This window comes from Caenimonas aquaedulcis, assembly GCF_015831345.1.
In the GTDB taxonomy this organism is placed as follows: domain Bacteria; phylum Pseudomonadota; class Gammaproteobacteria; order Burkholderiales; family Burkholderiaceae_C; genus Ramlibacter; species Ramlibacter aquaedulcis.
Genome location: NZ_JADWYS010000001.1, coordinates 2,065,566 through 2,086,186 on the forward strand (window position 1 = coordinate 2,065,566; position 20,621 = coordinate 2,086,186).

The 20,621-nt window shown below is 66.7% G+C and carries 21 protein-coding genes; 9 read left to right on the plus strand and 12 right to left on the minus strand.

The features are described from left to right. Window position 1 precedes the first annotated feature (1 nt). The 5 genes from I5803_RS09945 (at window position 2) to I5803_RS09965 (ending at window position 3,864) form a co-directional block, all read left to right on the plus strand. On the plus strand, window positions 2–832 hold the full coding sequence (locus I5803_RS09945) for an urease accessory protein UreD (RefSeq protein WP_196986212.1): 831 nt from the start codon (window positions 2–4) through the stop codon (window positions 830–832). Window positions 833–1,003: 171 nt separating this feature from the next. Next, window positions 1,004–1,471, plus strand: a complete 468-nt coding sequence (locus tag I5803_RS09950; RefSeq protein WP_196986213.1) for a hypothetical protein — start codon at window positions 1,004–1,006, stop codon at window positions 1,469–1,471. A 205-nt stretch (window positions 1,472–1,676) separates the two neighbouring features. Continuing rightward, a complete protein-coding gene (locus I5803_RS09955; RefSeq protein WP_231402381.1) occupies window positions 1,677–2,915 on the plus strand; it encodes a DUF4382 domain-containing protein in 1,239 nt (412 codons plus the stop codon). A gap of 50 nt (window positions 2,916–2,965) precedes the next feature. Then, window positions 2,966–3,646: a hypothetical protein gene (locus I5803_RS09960; RefSeq protein WP_196986214.1), complete on the plus strand. Its 681-nt coding sequence runs from the start codon at window positions 2,966–2,968 to the stop codon at window positions 3,644–3,646. Further along, on the plus strand, window positions 3,643–3,864 hold the full coding sequence (locus I5803_RS09965; protein ID WP_196986215.1) for a hypothetical protein: 222 nt from the start codon (window positions 3,643–3,645) through the stop codon (window positions 3,862–3,864). Before I5803_RS09960 ends, I5803_RS09965 begins: the two co-directional genes overlap by 4 nt. 200 nt (window positions 3,865–4,064) lie before the next feature. Here I5803_RS09965 and urtE read toward each other — a convergent pair whose 3' ends face one another. From urtE to I5803_RS10000, 7 genes are all read right to left on the minus strand, one after another. Beyond that, entirely contained in the window at window positions 4,065–4,757 is a 693-nt protein-coding gene (gene urtE / locus I5803_RS09970) for an urea ABC transporter ATP-binding subunit UrtE (protein ID WP_196986216.1), read from the minus strand. Window positions 4,758–4,759: 2 nt separating this feature from the next. Further along, complete coding sequence (urtD, locus tag I5803_RS09975) at window positions 4,760–5,635, minus strand: urea ABC transporter ATP-binding protein UrtD (RefSeq protein ID WP_196986217.1); 876 nt, start codon at window positions 5,633–5,635, stop codon at window positions 4,760–4,762. After that, entirely contained in the window at window positions 5,632–6,702 is a 1,071-nt protein-coding gene (gene urtC, locus I5803_RS09980; protein WP_435520873.1) for an urea ABC transporter permease subunit UrtC, read from the minus strand. The genes urtD and urtC overlap by 4 nt, the downstream gene beginning before the upstream one ends. A gap of 56 nt (window positions 6,703–6,758) precedes the next feature. After that, window positions 6,759–8,330, minus strand: coding sequence for an urea ABC transporter permease subunit UrtB (urtB, locus tag I5803_RS09985; protein ID WP_196986219.1), 1,572 nt, complete (start codon window positions 8,328–8,330; stop codon window positions 6,759–6,761). Window positions 8,331–8,409: 79 nt separating this feature from the next. Next, window positions 8,410–9,669 (minus strand): urea ABC transporter substrate-binding protein, encoded by a 1,260-nt coding sequence (gene urtA, locus I5803_RS09990; protein WP_196986220.1) that lies wholly within the window; start codon window positions 9,667–9,669, stop codon window positions 8,410–8,412. Between the two features lie 125 nt (window positions 9,670–9,794). After that, entirely contained in the window at window positions 9,795–10,721 is a 927-nt protein-coding gene (locus I5803_RS09995) for a LysR substrate-binding domain-containing protein (protein WP_354001644.1), read from the minus strand. Window positions 10,722–10,743: 22 nt separating this feature from the next. After that, window positions 10,744–11,079 carry a hypothetical protein gene (locus I5803_RS10000; RefSeq protein ID WP_196986221.1) on the minus strand — a complete coding sequence of 112 codons (336 nt, stop codon included), beginning with the start codon at window positions 11,077–11,079 and terminating at the stop codon, window positions 10,744–10,746. A gap of 197 nt (window positions 11,080–11,276) precedes the next feature. Between I5803_RS10000 and I5803_RS10005 the strand changes: the two genes are divergently transcribed. Continuing rightward, window positions 11,277–11,492, plus strand: coding sequence for a hypothetical protein (locus I5803_RS10005; RefSeq protein WP_196986222.1), 216 nt, complete (start codon window positions 11,277–11,279; stop codon window positions 11,490–11,492). A gap of 22 nt (window positions 11,493–11,514) precedes the next feature. Here I5803_RS10005 and I5803_RS10010 read toward each other — a convergent pair whose 3' ends face one another. Next, a complete protein-coding gene (locus I5803_RS10010) occupies window positions 11,515–11,724 on the minus strand; it encodes a hypothetical protein (RefSeq protein ID WP_196986223.1) in 210 nt (69 codons plus the stop codon). Continuing rightward, window positions 11,687–12,562: a hypothetical protein gene (locus tag I5803_RS10015; protein ID WP_196986224.1), complete on the minus strand. Its 876-nt coding sequence runs from the start codon at window positions 12,560–12,562 to the stop codon at window positions 11,687–11,689. Before I5803_RS10015 ends, I5803_RS10010 begins: the two co-directional genes overlap by 38 nt. Window positions 12,563–12,968: 406 nt before the next feature. Here I5803_RS10015 and I5803_RS22220 point away from each other — a divergent pair, with 406 nt between their 5' ends. Continuing rightward, on the plus strand, window positions 12,969–13,094 hold the full coding sequence (locus I5803_RS22220) for a hypothetical protein (protein ID WP_255553400.1): 126 nt from the start codon (window positions 12,969–12,971) through the stop codon (window positions 13,092–13,094). A gap of 72 nt (window positions 13,095–13,166) precedes the next feature. Here the strand turns inward: I5803_RS22220 and I5803_RS10020 are convergent, their stop codons facing one another. Next, window positions 13,167–14,123, minus strand: coding sequence for an IS1595 family transposase (locus tag I5803_RS10020; RefSeq protein WP_196986225.1), 957 nt, complete (start codon window positions 14,121–14,123; stop codon window positions 13,167–13,169). A gap of 158 nt (window positions 14,124–14,281) precedes the next feature. Between I5803_RS10020 and I5803_RS10025 the strand changes: the two genes are divergently transcribed. Both I5803_RS10025 and I5803_RS10030 read left to right on the plus strand, forming a co-directional pair. After that, entirely contained in the window at window positions 14,282–15,256 is a 975-nt protein-coding gene (locus I5803_RS10025) for a Bug family tripartite tricarboxylate transporter substrate binding protein (protein WP_196986226.1), read from the plus strand. Next, entirely contained in the window at window positions 15,253–16,266 is a 1,014-nt protein-coding gene (locus I5803_RS10030; protein ID WP_196986227.1) for a 4-hydroxythreonine-4-phosphate dehydrogenase PdxA, read from the plus strand. The genes I5803_RS10025 and I5803_RS10030 overlap by 4 nt, the downstream gene beginning before the upstream one ends. Here the strand turns inward: I5803_RS10030 and I5803_RS10035 are convergent. After that, complete coding sequence (locus tag I5803_RS10035; RefSeq protein WP_196986228.1) at window positions 16,263–17,228, minus strand: response regulator transcription factor; 966 nt, start codon at window positions 17,226–17,228, stop codon at window positions 16,263–16,265. The two genes, I5803_RS10030 and I5803_RS10035, sit on opposite strands and share 4 nt — an antisense overlap. Next, a complete protein-coding gene (locus tag I5803_RS10040; protein ID WP_231402694.1) occupies window positions 17,225–20,590 on the minus strand; it encodes a hybrid sensor histidine kinase/response regulator in 3,366 nt (1,121 codons plus the stop codon). Before I5803_RS10040 ends, I5803_RS10035 begins: the two co-directional genes overlap by 4 nt. Window positions 20,591–20,621: the final 31 nt, after the last annotated feature.

Genomic DNA, 20,621 nt, shown 5'->3' on the forward strand with positions numbered 1-20,621 from the left:
CATGGCCTGGCACGCGCGCCTGTCGCTGGACTACCGGATGGAGGGCCATCGCTGCGTGTCCCGCTTCGAGCACGACGGGCCGCTGCGCATCCTGCAGTCGCTCTACCCGGAAGGCGATGCGCTCGCGCACAACGTCGTCGTGCACCCGCCGGGTGGGCTGGTCGGCGGCGACACGCTGGAGATCAGCGTCCGTGCGCGTGCGGGCTCCCACGGCCTCGTCACCACGCCGGGCGCGACGCGCTTCTACCGCAGCGACGGCGAGGCGGCGCTGCAGCGCACGCGCATCGTGGTGGAAGACGGCGCGCGCATCGAATGGCTGCCGCTGGAAGCCATCTGCCACAACGGCTGCATCGCGCACAACCTCCTGTCGCTGCAGGTCGCGCCGGGTGGCGAGGCGATGGGCTGGGACGTCGCCGCGCTGGGACTGCCCGCGTCCGGGCAGCCCTTCGTGAACGGCAGCCTGCTGCAACACGTGGAGCTCGAAGGCGCGTGGCTGGAGCGCGGGCGCATTGCCGCGAAGGACGCTGCATTGATGGACGGCCCGCTGGGACTTGCCGGACATCGCTGCACAGGCACGCTCTTCTTCGCGGCGGGCACGGAGATCCCGCGCGCCCGGCGCGACGCGGTCCTCGAAGCGGCGCGCGCCGTGATCGACGCGCATGAACTCTCCGGCCTCGCCGGTGCCACCGCACCCGGCCCGCGCGTGATCGTCGTGCGCGTGCTGGCTCCGCTGGTCGAGCCCGCGCTGCAATTGCTCAAGCTCGTGCGCGACGCCTGGCGGCCGCTGTTGTGGCAATTACCCGCCACGCGGCCGCGCACCTGGGCGCTTTAGTTCTCCTTTCGTAGCTCAGCCGGCGTGCTCTCCCACGCCTGCCGTCCACGTCCTACGGTGCGACCCGCCCAACGCGACCGGTGTGTCGGCCCTTCCTCCGGCACCGCCGGGCTGGATGCGTTCCTAGACTTCATCCATCGAATCAGGAAACGCATCCAGGAGAAAAGACAAATGAACGCACGCAGCAACCACTCACGCAAGAGCCTCGCCTCGTTCGGCGTCATCGCCTTCCTGGCCGTGACCGCCGCCACCGCGCAGGTTGCCACCGGCACCACGGGCATCGACGCTTCCGGCGTGTACCAGCAGGAAGTCCAGGCCTGCATGACGGGCAAGACCCAGCAAGACCAGGAGACCTGCCTGAAGGAAGCGCGCAATGCGCGCGCCGACAAGCAGCGCGGCGTGCTCGACAACGCCGGCGCCCAGTTCCAGAACAATGCCGCCCAGCGCTGCGACGTGCTCTCTGGCGAAGAGAAAGCGGCCTGCCAGGCCCGCGTCATCGGCTACGGCAGCACCAGCGGCAGCGTGGCCGGCGGCGGCGTGATCCGCGAGGTGGAAACCGTCGTGATCCCCGCGGGCTCCGGCCCCGTCACGATCGAGCCCAAGACCGCCGACCCGGTCGTGCTCGTCCCCACGAAATAAGTTCGCTGTCGCTACAAGAAGGTCGTCTTCAGGGAGCGCCCCGCGGCATGCGGGGCATTTTTTTGCCTGAATTGTTCGAACTCATCCGTTCTCGTTACAGGATGCGGCGCAAGCCCCCGTTTTCCCTGCTTTCGCTAACGTTCAGTCACATACCGTCCGGCCGAGTCCGCACCATGGGTGTCCATTCACAACTGGGGGACCCGGGATGAGATTGAACAGCTGGACATCGGGCGTCATGCGCTGGTCGGGCGCGCTGGCATTGACGGCGGTATTGGCCGCCTGCGGCGGCGGAGGCGACGACAACGGCGCCGGCACCGGAAATGTGGGCGGCGACGGCACCCTGCGCGTCGCGCTCACGGACGCGCCCGCTTGCGGTTACGACCACGTGTGGATCACCATCGAGAAAGTCAGCGTCCACCAGAGCAGCGCCGCGGCCGAAGCGGACGCCGGCTGGAAGGACCTCGTCGTCTCGCCCGCCCGCAAGGTCGACCTGCTCGCCCTCACCAATGGCGTCCTCGAGGAACTCGGCTCCACGCCGCTGCCGGCCGGCCAGTACTCGCAGATCCGCCTCGTGCTCGCGAGCAACTCCGGCACGGGCACCACCACGCTGGCCAATTCCATCCAGCCCACGGGCGGCGCGGTCACCGCGCTCAGTACGCCGAGCGCGCAGCAAAGCGGCCTCAAGCTGCAAGCGCACTTCGACGTGGCGTCCGGCCAGATGGCCGACGTGGTGCTGGACTTCGACGCCTGCAAGTCGATCGTCAAGGCGGGCAATTCCGGCCAGTACATCCTGAAGCCGGTGATCGCGGTCGTGCCGCGCGTCGCATCCGGTGTCTCCGGCTACGTCGCCACCTCGATGCCCCTCGTCAGCACCACCGTCTCCGTGCAGCAGGATGGCGCCGTCGTCCGCTCCACGACGCCCGACGCCACCGGCAAGTTCTCGATTCCCTACCTGGGCACCGGCACCTACACGCTCGTCGTCGCGAGCGAAGGCCACGCCACGGCCGTCGTCACGGGTGTGACGGCGGGCACCACGACCACGTCGATCAACGGCACCGCCACGGCGATCGCGACGCCGGTCTCCACCATGGCCGACGTCACGGGCACCGTGGTCGTGAGCACGGTGTCGGGCAGCTCGACCGTGTCCACGGCGCTGACCGACGCTTCCGTCTACGCGTCGCAGGTGTTGACGGGCGGACCCACGATCGCGATGGGCAGCCAGGCGGTCGATGCGACCGCGGCGACCTATCGCTTCCACCTGCCGGTCGCGGCGCCCGTGAAGGCGGCGTACACGGCGGGAGGCGCGTTGACCTTCGCACCCGACTCCGCGGTCGCCGGTAAATACAACATGCAGGCCAGGGCGCCGGGACGCGCCAACATCGACAAGCCTGCGGACATCGGCGGCGGCTCATCGGTGACGGTGCCCCTGGCCTATGGCCCCTGACGGGCACACGTCCTACAGACAAGGGCGGCAGGGCCGCTAGGCTGTTGCGGGTGCGCGCACCAGCTTCCAATTCCCTGGGACGGGCCGGCCTGGTGTTCTACACCGCGCTGGCCGTCGTCCTTGTCTGCTTCGGCATCTTCTTCGACCGGATGTCGTCTGCCGTGCGGACCTCCCCCGAGACCGCGCCCCTGCATGCGCAGCTGGAGCGCGATCGCGCTTCGCCCGAAGTGCTGCGTGTCGCGAAGTGGGCCGTGGACACGCAGGACCACGGCCGCCTGCCCTTCTTCGTCGTCGACAAGGCGCATGCGCGCATCTTCTCCTTCGACGGCACCGGCAAGCTCGCGGGCAGCGCGCCCGTGCTGCTGGGTTCGCGGCGCGGCGACGCGGCCGCCGTTCCGTTCACGCCCGCCGGCCGATTCGAGGGCAGCTCCTGGCGATCGCTCGCGAGCGACGGCATCGTCTGGGTGAACCACGATGCGGCGCTGACCCTGCACCCGATCTCGTCGCCGGTCTCGCCCGGGCGCGCGAGCCAGCGCCTGGCGTCCGACGCGGTGGAGGACAAGAGGATTTCCGACGGCTCGCTGCACGTGGCCGACGCGTTCTATGCGAATCACCTGGGCCCGCTGCGCGGGCGCGCGAGCGTGGTGTACGTGCTTCCCGAAATCCGCGCCCCGCAGGAAACCTTCGTGCAGGCGCCGCCTTCTTTCCCCTCACCCCGGAGCCCCTCATGAACCATCCGCAGGATCCCAGCAACGCGAACGCGCCCCAGGCCGAGCATGGAGCGAAGTCGGAAGTCACGTGGGACAACGGCCAGGGCCGGCAACCCTATGCCAACCAGGGCACCGAAGAGATACCGCCTGCGGCCGGCGGCGAAGCGGAAGAAGGTGACCGCGGCGAGCAGTCGGGGCGAACCCTCGAGCAGCTGGCCGCGGCCAGGGGCAAGCCCTGATCAGACCACGTGCAGCAGCATCAGCAGCACGACGACGACGAGCGGAACGCCAAGAAGCCAGAGGATGACGGGCATTTGATTTCTCCCAGGTGGTTAAGTTGATGCCTGAAAGATACGTTCGCCCCGGCGCCGCCTCTGAGCGACGCCGCCCCCTGATCCGGTAGGCAGGTGCCTACCCGTGGCGCAGGACCGAAGGAGGTCTAGATCGCCACCAGCTGCCGCACGCCGTCGGCTTCCATGTTCTTGCCCTGGCCGCGCGCGATGAACTCGCCGCGCTCCATGACGAGGTAGTCGTCGGCGAGCTCCTTCGCGAAATCGTAGTACTGCTCCACGAGCAGGATCGCCATGTCGCCACGGTCGGCCAGCATGCGGATCACGCGGCCGATGTCCTTGATGATGCTGGGCTGGATGCCCTCCGTCGGCTCATCCAGGATCAGCACCTTCGGCTTCGCGGCGAGCGCGCGCGCGATCGCGAGCTGCTGCTGCTGGCCGCCGGACAGGTCGCCGCCGCGCCGTCCCAGCATCTGCTTGAGGACGGGGAACAGTTCGTAGAGCTCGGCGGGTATGGCGGTCCCTGCGGGCTTGTAGGCGAGGCCCATGCGCAGGTTCTCTTCCACCGTGAGGCGCAGGAAAATCTCGCGGCCCTGCGGCACGAACCCGATGCCCGCGCGCGCGCGCTGGTACGGCGTGGCATGGGTGATGTCCTGGCCCGACAGCGCGATCGTGCCCGTCTTCACGGGCACGAGGCCCATGAGCGATTTCAGCAAGGTGGTCTTGCCCACGCCGTTGCGGCCGAGCAGCACCGTGACCTTGCCCAGGTGCGTGTCGAGGCTGACGTCGCGCAGGATGTGCGAGCCGCCGTAGTACTGGTTGATGTTCTTGGCGCTGAGCATGGCTATCGGCCGAGGTAGACCTCGATCACGCGTTCGTCGTTCTGGACCTGCGACAGGGGACCCTGCGCGAGGACGGACCCTTCGTGCAGCACCGTGACGATGTCGGATATCGTTTCGATGAAGCTCATGTCGTGCTCCACGACCATCAGCGAATGCTGGCCCTTGAGCTTGAGGAAGAGCTCGGCGGTGCGCACGGTCTCCTCGTCCGTCATGCCGGCCACGGGCTCGTCGAGCAGCAGCAGCTTCGGGTCCTGCATCAGCAGCATGCCGATCTCCAGCCACTGCTTCTGCCCGTGGCTGAGGTTGCCGGCCAGGCGGTTCACGCCGTCGGCAAGATGGATCGTGTGCAGCACTTCGGCGAGCCGGTCGCCCTGGCCGGAGTCGAGGCGGAAGAACATCGAGGGCCTCACGCCCTTGTCCGTCTTGAGCGCGAGTTCGAGGTTCTCGAACACGGAGAGCTGCTCGAAGACGGTGGGCTTCTGGAACTTGCGCCCGATGCCCATCTGCGCGATCTCGGGCTCGGTGTACCGCAGCAGGTCGATGGTGCTGCCGAAGAACACGGTGCCTTCGTCCGGGCGCGTCTTGCCGGTGATGATGTCCATCATCGTCGTCTTGCCCGCGCCGTTCGGCCCGATGATGCAGCGCAGCTCGCCCGGCGCGATGTCCAGCGACAGCTTGTTGATCGCCTTGAAGCCGTCGAAGCTCACGCTCACGTCCTCGAGGTAGAGGATGCGGCCGTGCGTGGTGTCGACCTCGCGGTCCGTGACGACGCGCGAGAAGCCGGCGGCGCGGCCGCCCGATTCCGTCTTGCCCGCGGGCTCGCGCTCGCGGTAGGCCTTCGCGCGGCGTGCGCCGTCGTCCAGCAGGTCGGGCGTCATGCCTTGCTCCCGCGCAGCTTGCGCACGAGGCCGACCACGCCCTGCGGCAGGAACAGCGTGACGGCGATGAAGAGCGCGCCGAGGAAGTACAGCCAGAACTCCGGCGCCGTCACCGTGAGCCAGCTCTTGGCGCCATTGACGATGAACGCGCCGAGGATCGGGCCGATCAGCGTGCCGCGCCCGCCGACCGCCGCCCAGATCGCGATCTCGATGGAATTGGCGGGGCTCATCTCGCTCGGGTTGATGATGCCCACTTGCGGCACGTAGAGCGCGCCCGCCACGCCGCACATCACCGCGGAGATCGTCCAGATCGTGAGCTTGTAGCCGATGGGGTTGTAGCCGGAGAACATCACGCGCGATTCCGCGTCGCGGATCGCCTGCAGCACGCGGCCGAACTTGCTCGCGACCAGCCAGCGGCCGAAAAGGTAGAACGCGAGCAGCGTGACGCCCGTCAACACGAAGAGAACCATGCGCATGGCCGGCGTCTGCATCGGGATGTCCAGGATGCGCTTGAAGTCGGTGAAGCCGTTGTTGCCGCCGAAGCCCGTCTCGTTGCGGAAGAACAGCAGCATCGCGGCGTACGTCAGCGCCTGCGTGATGATGGAGAAATACACGCCCTTGATGCGCGAGCGGAAGGCGAAGAAGCCGAACACGAAGGCGACCGCGGCCGGCACCGCGACGACGAGGAAGAGCGTCGCCGCGAAGCTGCCCGAAAAAGTCCAGTGCCAGGGCAGCGCCTTCCAGTCCAGGAACACCATGAAGTCCGGAAGGTGGGAGTGGTACTGGCCGTCGGTGCCGATCTGGCGCATGAGGTACATGCCCATCGCGTAGCCGCCGAGCGCGAAGAACAGGCCGTGCCCGAGCGAGAGGATCCCGGTGTAGCCCCAGATCAGGTCCATTGCGAGCGCGCAGATGGCGTAGCACATGATCTTGCCGACCAGCGCGACCGCGTAGTCGCTCATGTGTAAGGCATTGCCCTGGGGAACATAGAGGTTGAGCAGCGGCGCGACGGCGCACACGACGATCAGCGCGACGACGAAGGCAGTCCATCCCCTGCCGCTCAGCATGGATGGCCGGGGCGGCAGCACGAGCGGCAGGACGGCCGGCACTGGATCTCTTTTCATCATGCTTCCGCGCTTCTGCCCTTGACCGCGAAGATCCCCTGCGGCCGCTTCTGGATGAAGACGATGATCAGCACCAGCACCGCGATCTTCGCGAGCACCGCGCCGGTCCATCCCTCGAGGAATTTGTTGAGCACGCCCAGCCCGAGCGCCGCGTACACCGTGCCCGCGAGCTGCCCCACGCCGCCGAGCACCACGACCATGAACGAGTCCACGATGTAGCCTTGCCCGAGGTCGGGCCCGACGTTGCCGATCTGGCTCAAGGCGCAACCCGCAAGTCCCGCGATGCCCGAGCCGAGCGCGAAGGCATAGGTGTCGATGCGCGCCGTGTTCACGCCCATGCAGGACGCGATCGGGCGGTTCTGCGTGACGCCGCGCACGAAGAGGCCGAGCCGGGTGCGGCCGATCAGGAAGCCCATCCCGAGCAGCACGGCGAACGCGAAGCCGATGATGATGATGCGGTTCCAGGGCAGCTGCAGGTTGCCCAGCACCACGATGCCGCCGCTCATCCAGCTCGGGTTTTCCACGCCGACGTTCTGCGCGCCGAAGGTCGAGCGCACGAGCTGCTGCAGCATGAGGCTGATGCCCCAGGTGGCGAGCAGCGTTTCGAGCGGGCGGCCGTACAGGAAGCGGATGACGCTGCGCTCGAGGATCGCGCCCATCAACGCGGACGCGAGGAAAGCGGCCGGCACCGCGGCCAGCAGGTACCAGTCGAACGCGCCCGGCAGGTATTTCTGGAAGATGCCCTGCACCACGTAGGTCGCGTACGCGCCGATCATCATCAGCTCACCGTGCGCCATGTTGATGACGCCCATCAGGCCGTAGGTGATGGCGAGGCCCAGCGCGACCAGCAGGAGGATGGAGCCGAGGCTGATGCCCGAGAAGACCGCGCCGAGCTTGTCGCCCCAGGCGAGCGAGGCTTCGACGGTGCGCAGCGAGGCTTCGAGCGTCGCCTTCACGTCGGGCTCGGTCTCGACTTTCAGGCGTTCGATGAGCAGCAGCTTGGTGCCGCCGCTGTTGCTCTGCGACAGCAGCTTCGCGGCGTCCATGCGCTTGCCCTTGTCGCTGGAGCCCAGGAGCACCGCCGCGCGCACGAGGCCCAGCTGCTCCTTGATCTGCGCATTCGATTCGGCGGCATAGGCCTTCTCGATCAGCGGCAGGCGCGCCTCGTCGGTTTCGGTGCGCAGCAGCTTCACCGCCGCCGCGCGCTCCTTCTCGTCCTTCGAGAAGAGCTTGAGCGCGGCCATCGCGGTGTCGAGTTCGCCGCGCATCCGGTTGTTGTTGATCACGTCCTCGGCGTCCGCCGGCAGGGGCGTCTGCGCGCCGGTGACGGGGTCGAAAGCCTTGTCGCCCTTGACGACGAAGACCTTGTCGCCGGCGACCTTCACGCTGTCGTCGATCAGCGCCTGCAGGAAGGCGGCCGTCTGGTCGTCGGCGGAGGCGACGGCCTTGTTCAGTGCCTCGATGCGCGCATCCGTCTCACCCGTCGCCATGGCTTTCGCTTCGGCGGGGGTGAAGGCGTGCGCGTGGCCGGCGGCGAAAAAGAGCAGGAAGAGGAAGCAGCGGATGAACATGAAGGAACCTGTAGGAAGGGAAGCACGCGACCCTTCCTGCAAGCTCCTCCCCCGGCCCGGGGGGAGGAAGCGTCGCGATTTACTTCTTCACCGGCTCGTCGGGCTTCTTGTCGTTGCCTTCGATGTACGGGGACCAGGGCTTGGCCTTCACCGGGCCGGGGGTCTTCCACACCACGTTGAACTGGCCGTCCGGCTTGATCTCGCCGATGAACACCGACTTGTGCAGGTGGTGGTTCTTCTCGTCCATCTTGGAGACGATGCCGCTCGGCGCCTTGAAGGTCTGGCCGGCCATCGCCGCGATCACCTTGTCGGTGTCGGTGGACTTGGCCTTCTCGACGGCCTGCTTCCACATGTTGATGCCGATGTAGGTGGCTTCCATCGGGTCGTTGGTGAGCGGCTTGTCGGCGCCGGGCAGGTTCTTGGACTTGGCGTAGGCAGCCCACTTCTTCTCGAACTCGGTGTTGGTCGGGTTCTTGATCGACTGGAAGTAGTTCCAGGCGGCCAGGTGGCCCACGAGCGGCTTGGTGTCCACGCCGCGCAGTTCTTCCTCGCCCACGGAGAAGGCGACGACCGGCACGTCCTTGGCCTTCAGGCCGGCGTTGCCCAGCTCCTTGTAGAACGGCACGTTGGAGTCGCCGTTGATGGTGGAGACCACCGCCGTCTTGCCGCCCGCGGAGAACTTCTTGATGTCCGCGACGATGGTCTGGTAGTCGCTGTGGCCGAAGGGCGTGTACTTCTCGTCGATGTCCGACTCCTTCACACCCTTGCTCTTGAGGTAGGCGCGCAGGATCTTGTTGGTCGTGCGCGGGTACACGTAGTCGGTGCCCAGCAGGACCCAGCGCTTGGCGCCGCCGCCTTCCTTGGACATCAGGTAATCGACGGCGGGAATCGCCTGCTGGTTGGGCGCCGCGCCCGTGTAGAACACGTTCTTGGAGAGCTCCTCACCCTCGTACTGCACGGGGTAGAACAGCAGGCCGTTCATTTCTTCCACGACCGGCAGCACCGACTTGCGCGAGACGGAGGTCCAGCAGCCGAAGATCACGGCGACCTTGTCCTGGCCGAGCAGCTGCTTGGTCTTTTCGGCGAAGAGCGGCCAGTTGGAGGCCGGGTCGACGACGACGGGCTCGAGCTTCTTGCCCAGCACGCCGCCCTTGGCGTTGATTTCGTCGATGGCCATGAGGACCGTGTCCTTCAGGACCGTCTCGGAGATGGCCATGGTGCCGGACAGGCTGTGCAGCACGCCGACCTTGATGGTGTCGGCGGCATGCGCGGGGATGGCCGAGAGGCCGGCCAGCGCGACGGCGGCCGTGAGCGCCTTGAGTGTGAAACGACGTTGCATGCGAATGCTCCTTGCGAGTAAAACCAGAATCGAAATTGAGGGGTCGGTCCGGGAGAAGTGGACGGATTGATTCTGGGTAGCGCGGCAGTTCCGGCATATACGCCGGGTGGCGTATGCGCCGCCCCTCAGGCGGAAGGGGCGAGCAGGCGGATGAATTCCTGGGCGACCGGCGAGAGCTCCCGGTGCCGGCGCGTGATCAGGTGGATCGACGGCACGCGCAGCGCCAGCGTGATCGGCAGCACTTGCAGCAGCCCCAGGCGCCCGTAATGGGCCGCGAGGGATTCCGGCATGACGGCGGCCATGTCGCTCGCCTCCAGCAGCGCCGTGGTCGCGACGGTGGACGCGGTTTCCGTAATGTCCAGCCGGCCGTGCAGGCCCGCGCCGCGCACCGCCGCCTCGAAGCGGCTGCGCTGCGGGGAGCCGGGCGGCTGCAGCACCCAGGGCCAGCGCACGAGGTCGGCCATCGTCAGGGGCTCGGCGGCGTCGAGCAGGGGATGGCCGCGGCGCACCACGACGACCTGCGGCTCCTCCAGCAGCATGCGGCTGTCGTACTCGTCCTCGTGGCTGCCTTCCAGCAGGCGGCCGACGACGAGATCGACCTCGCCCCTTTCCAGGTGGGCGATCATCACGTCGCTCGTTTCGACCAGCACGGATACAGCGACGCGCGGATGCTCGCGCTTGTATGCGGACAGCGCGGGCGCGAGCAGCTGGGGCAGCGCGCCGGGCACGCTGCCCAGGCGCAGCAGGCCGCGCAGCCCGGTGCGCAGCGCAGTCATCTGCTCGCGTGCAAAGCCGAATTCCACGGTGAGATGGCGGGCGTAGCGAATCAGCACCTCGCCGCTCGCGGTGGGCGTCATGCCGCGTGCTTCGCGCGTGAACAGGGTGGTGCCGAGCGTGTCTTCGGCTTGCTGCAGCAGCTTGGTGGCCGCGGGCTGGCTCACCCCCAGCGCCGATGCCGCGCGGCCCAGGTTGCGTTCGTCGCCGAGCTTCGCGATGAGCAGCAACTGCCGCGTGCGCAGCCGCATGAGGAGCGACGCGTCGCTCAGGCGCACCGGGAACCCCCGGCGGACGCCTTCAACCCATGCGCAGCACTTCGAGCGGGGCGGGCGTGGTTTCGAAGTCCGTGTCGCCGCGCGAGGCCGCGATGCCCAGGCGGCGCTCGACGGCGTACTGGGCGATGAACACCGCATCCAGGATGGCGGCCGCGCTGCTCGCCCACTGCATGTCCGTGGCGAACTTCGCGAGGCCGCAGCCGTCCCAGAAGTCGCGCGGGCGGTAGGGAAAGACCTTCGCATAGGCCATGTACTTGCTGGACGCGAGCCGCGAGGAGTACGCGGCGATGTACATGTTGCCGAACGGCCCCCACACGTTCGCGGGGGCCTCGCAAGTGACTTCGAGGGTTGCACTCATGATTCGGGCGGTGGAGTGGGCCTACGCCTGAGCTTGCGCCGTGGACGCCAGGACACTTTGTAGGACACCGCCCAAAGATTGACATATACATCGATGGATAGTATGTACGTGACAAACCACTGTACACGTTAACAGGGGTTGAAGCGTAGCAGGTCGCACACACCTTATGTGCGTGTCTTACCTGTTACGCTTGAAACATGCAAAGACGACAAGCCTTGGTGGACGAGTACCATGCCGCTAATCAGGCGGAACTGGTCCTGTGGGAGAAGGTTCAGGGCAAAGGCCCCGGCCAGCCTGGCTTCGATCTGGCGCTGTTCCAGCAGTGGCTAGAGGCCGTGGGCCGCACCAATGCCGCCTCTAAAGCTCTCAGCGAAGGCTTCGCCGACACCATCCCGCCCATCACCCGTCGCTAGCCCTTCGGCTTCGCTGGAGGCCTCAATCCCAGCCGTTCGGGCCGCCAACGTCGTCGCGCACTTTCTGATTCAACAGCGGCTGCACCCGCCCGCCCGCCTTCTTTGGAGCGGCAGGCGCGGGCTTTGGTGGCTTCACCTTGGGCGTGGGCGGCGTGTTGAGCATCCGCCGGAGAACGTCGTCGGGCTTCAGAGCATCAGAGCTCGTCGTTGTCTGGCGCTTGCGTGTGGTCATCGCCCAAGTCTATTTGACGGTGCGCCGCAGGCGCTTCCGTAGAAACGCTTCGCTTAATCTTGCGCTCCAGAATTGGAAGCCAATCCGCCACGTCCTGCAAGCTGTCCTTGCTAAGTTGCGCTGGCCATTGAACGACAACGTCACCCTCCGCCAGCGAAAACACTTCCTGTCGCATACCAACTCCTTTCAGCGGCATCGCCAGCCTAATCGCCGCAGCCGACAAAATCGGCGCCGGCGCAGCCTGCAAATGCGGTGAGGCGGCGCGCTCCTGCCTTGCTTCGGGCTCTTGCTCGACACCATCCTCTTCAGGGTCGATTTTACTGCCGTCAGACAGCCCTGCAAAAGCAATTGTTTCATCGTAGACCCGGAGAAAGACTTTGGCCGCGCCCTCCGTGAAGTTGTCTTTGATCACGAGTTGATCAAGGCAAATCTCATCCATCGGTCGATCAGCGCCCCAACGCGCCCAGTACGTCTGCATTGCTTTTGGACGAAGCGCGCATGCTTGAGCGATTTGGGCCTTTGTGCTTGCCTGTTGTGCGCGCATGTAGTTGCGCGCGTCTTCGGTAAGCACCACCTTGCGGTCATTCGTCGGGCCAACGTATTCCACTAGGCCGTAGTACTTGAGGGCGGATAGGGTTTGCTGCGCTTGGCTACCATCACCTTTGTAGCCCCACGCAATCCCCGCCTTGTCGTAAGGCGCGCCATGCCGCCCCAACTTCGCGTCGAAGGTTGCGGCCCGCTCAAATGCCACCTTGAGAGAAATGAACGGGTAGGCAGGGCTGCGCTCGCGCTGAGTCTTCACCTGAGGTGCAGCCGGCTTTGCTTCGGTGGTCGCCATGTCTATTCCTTTCTTGATTGCTACTGGGCGCTATCATATCGCTATTGACGCGCCTAGGCTAGCAGCTACAATAGCGGCTCTTGAAGGGGGTTTTATGCGGAGATAAGTCGGCCCCGGTGATCAGCCTGCCGTAGCCGGGGCGGAAAAGAGAAGGCCCCTGTAGTGCACGCTCTTGACGGAAAGAGCACTACAGGGGCCGTTGGCAAGCTGAAAGACGACGCAAGCTCTTGGGCTTGCTGAAAGCCACCAGCACCGTTGACGCGGCGCTGGCTTCGATGGTGACGTTCCCGTGGCCTGCAAAAGCCATCTCGGAGCGCCGTCCACCACTCTGGACGAGTAGGGGGAGTTTACTCCTCGGGCGGCGATCCGACAAGGAAAGGCCACTCCTTGAATCGAGGAGTTAGCCATGCGCTACGCCAAGTTCAAGAGCGTCTTCGTGCGCGCCTACCGCCGGTTCCGTTTGGGTCAGTGGGAAGACGTGTGCCAACACTGGCGCTCCCATCCGGGCCAGCTTGAGCTGTTCCCGGTCTAAAAGGTTCTAAGCCTTTAACCCGCCGCTTGCCATGCACGCGGCGGGTTTTTCATTAGGAGGGAAAGAAGGCTCTCAAACGAGGGCTTGCGGCTGGCAATCAGTCCGCCGATAGGTCAGGCGCTTGCCGCCGATCTGCGCCAGCAGCGCGTCAGCGCGCATCGTGTCGCTGTAGCCTGCCGTGGTGCGGGTGTTCCAGCGATAGTCGAACTCGGTGCAATAGCGCTGCAGGTGCTTCTCGCTGACGCTGTGGAACGTGCCGATGAGGCCGCGCTTGAGGATCGCAAACGAGCACTCGACCGTGTTTGTCGTGACGTCGCCGCGAGCGTATTCCTTCTTGCCGTGGTCCACGTACTCATGGGAGGCGAACTCCTTGCCGACCTTGCGGTAGTACTTCGCAGAGTCCGTCATGAGGCGGGCCTTCTCGGACACTTGCGACTTGAGCACTGCGGCAAGGGATTGGCCGTTGACGTTCGGGACGTGGATGGAACGCTTGTTGCCGTCACGCTCGACCAGCGAGACGATCATCATCTTGTGGCGGAAGCCGCCGCGCGGCTTGGCAACCGGCTTGTCGTTTTCGTCGGTCGCATTGCCCCAATAGGTTTCGTCGGCTTCCACGATGCCGGAGGAACCGGGGCCGCCGAGCAGGGAGCCGGATTCGCTCTTCATGGCTTCGCGGATGCGGTGGGCCATGAACCAGGCAGTCTTGTAGGTCACGCCGAGCATGCGCTCCAGCTGCTTGGCGCTGATGCCCTTCTTGCTGGCGCACATCAGGTGGACGGCTTGGAGCCACACGTTCAGGGCGATCTTGGAGCGTTCAAACACAGTGCCCACGGTGACGGTGAACTGGTCGGTGCAGGCGGTGCACTTGTACAGGCCGGGGCGGTAGTTCTTGTTGCCGGTCAGGGCCGTGGCAGAGCCAATCACGCCGCAGTGGGGGCAGACCACGCCATGCGGCCAGCGCAGGGCTTCAAGGTACTCGCGTGCCTTCTCTGCGTCTTGGAAGTGGGGCTGGTTCAGAATTGCGGCCATGATTTTCTCTCGGTATGGCCCAATTATAGTACCTGCTTCTAGTTTGTCAAGTACATACTATCCACATCGATATATGGATTCTTCCACTAATTTCATTGGATGTGAATGGCGCCCTCCCGTACGCTGGGCCGGCACCTACCTATAAAGCTGGAGACACGATGAACACCACCCGCTGGCTGGGGGCCCTGGCCGCCGCCTTGAGCCTTGCCTTTGCCGCCGCACCCGCCGCGGCCCAACAGGACAAGTCCATCCGCATCATGGTCGGCGCTTCGCCCGGGGGCGGCACCGACATCCTCGCGCGGCTGCTCGCCGAGAAGTTCGCGGCCGACCTCAAGCAGTCGGTGGTGGTGGAGAACCGGCCCGGCGCCTCCAACACCATCGCCGCGGAGTTGACGGCGCGGGCGGCCGCGGACGGCACGACGCTGCTGCTCGCCACGAACACGGGGCAGGCCATCGCGCCGCACCTGCTCAAGCTGAAGTTCGACCCGCTGAAGGACCTGCAGCCGATCGGCCTCGTCGCGGTGATGCCCAACGTGCTCGTGGTGTCGGCGACCTCTCCCTACAAGTCGGTGAAGGAACTGGTCGCCGCGATGAACGACAAGCCCGGCAGCTTCAAGTACGCCTCTTCGGGCGTGGGCAGCACGCAGCACATCGCGGGGGAAGCCTTCGGGCTCGTGACGGGCACCAAGTCCATCCACGTGCCCTACAAGGGCAGCGCGCAGGCGCACATCGACATCATCGGCGGCGAGGTGAACATGATGTTCGACTCGACCTCCTCCGCGATGGGACAGATCCGCGCCGGCAAGTTCCGCCCGCTCGCCGTCACCGCGGAAAAGCGCTCCCCCGAAATGCCGGACGTCGCCACGCTCGCCGAGCAGGGCATCAAGGGCGCCGACGTGCAGACCTGGTACGGCCTCTTCGTCACCGCGGGAACGCCCAAACCCGTGGTGGATCGCCTCACGGCGGAACTCGCGCGCGTACTCAAGATGCCCGACGTGCAGGCGCGTATCAAGGGCCTGGGCGGCGAGGTCGGCGCGATCAGCGTCGAGCAGTTCAGCGACATGAACCGCGGCGAATACGAGCGTTTCGGCAAGCTCGTGCGCGACGCGAACATCAAGGCGGACGGCTCATGAACGAGGCCGCATCGAACGCGAAGAGGCCCCGCCTGGCGGTGCTGCTGGGCGACCCGGCGGGCGTGGGCCCGGAGATGGGCGTGAAGCTGCTGGCGCACGCCGCCAACCTGCGCGCCGCGGACATCCTGCTCATCGCGGACGACGCGTCGCTGGCGGACGGCGAATGGCTCGCCGGTGTGAGCCTGCCCGTGCTGCGCATCGAGGCCATCGAAGACCTGCGCTTCGAGCCGGACCGCATCAGCTACCTCGTGCAGAAAGGCGAAGGCACCATCGAGCGCGCGCAGTCGACCGCGGCCGCGGGGCGCGTCGCCCTGCGGGCGCTCTCGGCCGCGACCGACGCCGCCCGCTCGGGGGCCGTGGACGGGATCGTCTTCGCGCCGCTCAACAAGCACGCGCTGCGCATGGCGGGCATGACGCACGAGGACGAGTTGCGCTTCATGCAGGAACGCTTCGGCGTGCGCGACTTCGTGTGCGAGTTCAACATCACGGGCGACTTGTGGACGTCGCGCGTGACCTCGCACGTGCCGATCCGCGACGTCGCAGCCTTGATCACCGAAGAGACCATCGGCGAGGCCGTGCGCATCATCGACGGCGCCCTGAAACGCGCAGGCATCGAGCGTCCGCGCATCGCGGTATCGGGCCTCAACCCGCACGCCGGCGACGGTGGCTCGATCGGCATGGAGGAGATCGAGATCATCGCGCCCGCGGTGCGGCGCCTGAAGGAAGAAGGCCTGGAGGCCACGGGCCCCTGGTCGCCCGACACCGTCTTCATCGCCGCGAGGCGGGGAGACTTCGACGCGGTGGTCGCGATGTACCACGACCAGGGCCAGATCGCGATGAAGCTCATGGGCTTCGAGCGCGGCGTCACGCTGCACGGCGGCCTGCCTGTGCCGGTGGCGACGTCGGCCAGCGGCAGCGCTTTCGACATCGCCGGTCGCGGCGTGGCGCGCGTGGAAGGCTTGCAGCACGCGTTCGATCTCTGCGCGCGCATGGCGGCACGCGCGGGCTAGCCTTCGAACTGCGGATGCAACTGCCGGATGCGCGTCATCGCCATCCCGGCGGCAGCAGTCCGCGTCTCCACGCCCAGCTTCGCGAACACGCGCTCCAGGTGCTTCTTCACCGTGGCGGGGCTCGAACCCACGATGTCGCCGATGTCCCGGTTGATCTTGCCTTTCACCACCCAGTAGAGCACTTCGGCCTCGCGGGCGGTGAGCTTGAACGACAGGCTCATCGCCTCGATCACCTGCGCATCGGATTCCTCGCGCATCACGATCAGCCAGTCGCCGCCGCCTTCGCTGTCCCCCGTCTGCTGGTGCAGGCGGAAGGTCAGGCGCCGCGCGCCGAGCTGCGCGGTGAGGCGCGGCGGCTCGATCTGCTGCTCGGCCTCCTTCAGGTGGCGGCGCAGCCATGCCACCACGGCTTCAGGCGCCGCCGGAGCGGTCGTTCCGTAGTAGGCCATCAACAGCTCGCGTGCGAGCGGCGTCTGCCACATCAGCTTGCCGTCGCTCGCGCGCACCGTGATGCTGGCGTAGCCGAAGGCGTCGAGCGCGTTGCGCGTCTGGCGTGCCTGCCGCGCGCCCTGCATGTGCACACCCATGCGCGCAAGCACTTCCTTGGGCTTGATCGGCTTGGTGACGTAGTCCACCCCGCCCGCCTCCAGCGCGGCGACCAGGTGCTCGGTTTCCGTGAGCCCGGTCATGAAGATGATCGGGATGTGCGCCGTCAGGGCGGATGCCTTCAGCCGCTTGGCGACTTCGAAGCCGTCGATGCCCGGCATCATCGCGTCGAGCAGCACGATGTCCGGCAGCGCCTGCGACGCGCGCTGCAATGCGGCTTCGCCGCCCGTGGCGACGAGCACGGTGTAGCCCGATTCGTCCAGCGCGTCGTGCAGCACGGACAGGTTGTCGGGGACGTCGTCGACGATCAGCACCACCTCGCTGGTGGAGCGTTCGAAGTTGAGGACTGCACTCATGATTTCTCCTGTGCCAGCGGCGCCAGTGCCAATGACTGGCTCATCGCCTCGAACTGGAATTGACGCGCGAACTCACGCTGCGCGGCCACGAAGTCCGCGCAATCGGGCCGCGCGGTCTCGATCTGCGCGAGCCGGTTGAGGATGCCCCGGTAGTAGCCGAGCTGCACGTCCTGGCGCAAGCCGTCGAGCGCGTCGGCGTCCGGCCAGGTCCAGTCGCCAGGCCGCTTCGCCGCCGGCGCCACGACTGCGGGGACCGGCGCGTCGAGCCAGCGCAGCTGCAGCTGCCGCTCCAGCCAGTCGAGCAGTTCGGGATGTCGCACCGGCTTGAGGATGAAATCCTCCGCCCGCACGCCCACGTCGTTGTCCAGGCCCTTGTCGAAGGCGTTGGCGGAGACGATCGCCACTTTCGCGTGGACGTGCGGCAAGAGGCGCGCGCGCCTGATCGTCTCCCAGCCGTCGATGCCCGGCATCGCGAGGTCCATGAGGATCGCGTCGGGCTTGAGGCCGGCGGCAAGGAGGTCGAGCGCGTCGTGGCCGCTCGCCGCGGTGCGCAGCTCGAAGCCGAGCGGCTCCAGCAGGTGCACGAGCAGTTCGCGGTCCGCCTCTTCGTTGTCCACGACGAGCAGCTTGCGGCGCGGGCCTTCGTAGCCGCGGCGCGGCCGCTGCGCGAGCGGCGCCGCGAGGGTGGCGTTGCGCAGCTCGGGCAGGAACAGCTTGACGCGGAACACCGAGCCCGTGCCGGGCGTGCTCGTCACGGTGAGCTCCCCGCCCATGAGGTCGGTGAGCATCTTCGCGATCGTGAGGCCGAGCCCCGCGCCCGGCGCCGCGGGGCTGGCGCTGCTGCCGCGCGCGAAGGGCTCGAAGATCTGCGCGAGCTCCTGCGGGCTCAAGCCCGGGCCCGTGTCCTCGACGTCGATCGTCGCCATTTCGCGGGCATAACGCACGTGCAGGCGCACCTCGCCCTGCGCCGTGAACTTCACCGCGTTGCCGATCAGGTTGATGAGGATCTGCCGCACGCGCTTCTCGTCCGCGCGCACGACTTCCGGCAGGCTGCCCTGCACCTCGAAGCGAAAGCGCAAGCCCTTGGCCTGCGCCTGCGGCTCGAACATGCCGGCCATCTCGTGCATGAAGTCCTCGAAGCCCATGGGCTTCACATTCAGTGTGAGCTTGCCGGACTCGATGCGCGCGATGTCCAGCGTGCCTTCGATCAGCGACAGCAGGTGCTCGCCGCCGCGCCGGATCACGTGCACCGCCTGCTTGCGGTGCGGCGGCACGCCGGTGTCCTCGCCCATCAGCTGCGCGTAGCCCAGGATGCTGTTGAGCGGCGTGCGCAGCTCGTGGCTGATCGCGCTGATGTAGCGGCTCTTGGCCTGGTTGGCCTGCTCGGCGGCCAGGCGCGCTTCTTCGGCGAGCACCCGCGCGGTCTGCAGCGCCTCGTCCGTCTGGCGGTGCGACTCGATCTCCCGCATCAGCAGGTGCGTCTGTCGGTTGGACTCTTCCTGAGCCACCTGCCGGCTCTTATGCGCGAGCACCAGCCACCACGCGACGATGCCCGCGATCACCAGCAGCGCCATGTAGGCCTTTAGGAAGCCGGAGCGCAGCGTGATGTCGGAAAACTCCGTGTCCTGCAGCAGCGGCGCGACGGCTTGCACTTCCTGGTGATACAGCAACCCGAAGAGCGAGGCGAGCAACGGCACGATGATTAGCATCAGCAGCAGGAAGTGCGCGAGGCCGGTGTCGAGGTAGGGCCACACGCGGCGCGGCAGCAAGGCACGCAGCGCGCCGGACCACTGCGCGGAGAGGCTCGCGTGCGGCTTGCACAGGTCGCCGCAGCGCGCGTCCAGCGTGCAGCACAGCGAGCAGATGGAGCCCTGGTAGGCCGGGCAATGGGCCATGTCCGGGCCTTCGTATTCGCGCTCGCAGATCACGCAGCGCTGGAGCGCGGTACCGAGATAGCTCCCCTTTTGCGCGGGTTGGCGCGCGATGTAGTAGCGGCCCTTCGTCGCCCAGGCGATGAGGGGCGCGGTGACGAACGCGACGCCGAGCGCGATCACCGCGGAGAACGCCTGCGGCCCCGGACCGAAGAAGCCGAGGTGCGCCACGATCGACAGGGTGGACGCGAGCGCCATCGCGCCCACACCGACGGGGTTGATGTCGTAAAGGTAAGCGCGCTTGAACTCGATGCCCTTGGGCGAGAGGCCCAGCGGCTTGTTGACGACGAGGTCCGCGACGACCGCCATCATCCAGGCGATCGCGATGTTGGAATACAGGCCGAGCACGTCGCCCAGCGCCTGGAAGACGTTCATCTCCATCAGCATGAAGGCGATGAGCGTGTTGAACAGCACCCACACGACGCGGCCCGGGTGGCTGTGCGTGACGCGCGAGAAGAAGTTGGACCAGGCGAGCGAGCCGGCGTAGGCATTCGTCACGTTGATCTTGAGTTGCGAGATCACGACGAAGAGCGCCGTCGCCGCGACGGCCCAGCCGTAGCGCGGGAAGACGTATTCGTAGGCCGCGAGGTACATCTGGTTCGGGTCCACCGCGCGGTCCGGCGGCACCATGTGCGTGATCGCGAGGTAGGCCAGCAACGCGCCGCCCAGCATCTTGACGACCCCGAGGACCACCCAGCCGGGCCCGCCCCCCAGCACGCCCAGCCACCAGCTGCGGCGGCTCACCGATTCGCGCGCGGGCATGAAGCGCAGGTAGTCGGCCTGCTCGCCCATCTGCGTGATGAGCGCGATGCCCACGGTGAGCGCGGCACCAAACATGTGCATGTCGAAGGCCGCGGTCTGTCCCTTTTCCCCGGCGTAGTGCGTGATGCCGGCGAAGGCACCGGGATCGCGCATCAGGACATAAGCGAAAGGAACTACCAGCATGACGAGCCAGAGCGGCTGCGTCCACATCTGCAAGCGGCTGATCGCCGACACCCCGTGCGTAACGAGCGGGATCACCACGAGCGCGCACACGAGGTAGCCCCAGACCGGCGGGATGCCCAGCGCGAGATCGAGCGCGTACGCCATCACCGCCGCTTCCAGCGCGAAGAAGATGAAGGTGAAGGACGCGTAGATCAGCGAGGTGAGCGTGGAGCCGATGTAACCGAAGCCCGCGCCGCGCGTGAGCAGGTCCATGTCCACGCCGTAGCGGGCGGCGTAGATGCTGATCGGCAAGCCCGCCACGAAGATGATGAGCCCGGTGGCGAGGATCGCCCAGAAGGCGTTGAGGAAGCCGTATTGCACCAGCAGCGTGGCGCCCACGGCCTCCAGGATCAGGAAGGACGCGGCGCCGAATGCGGTGTTGGCGACGCGGAAGGTCGACCACTTGCGAAAGCGCTGCGGGGTGAAGCGCAGGGCATAGTCCTCCATCGTCTCGCTGGCGACCCAGGAGTTGTAGTCG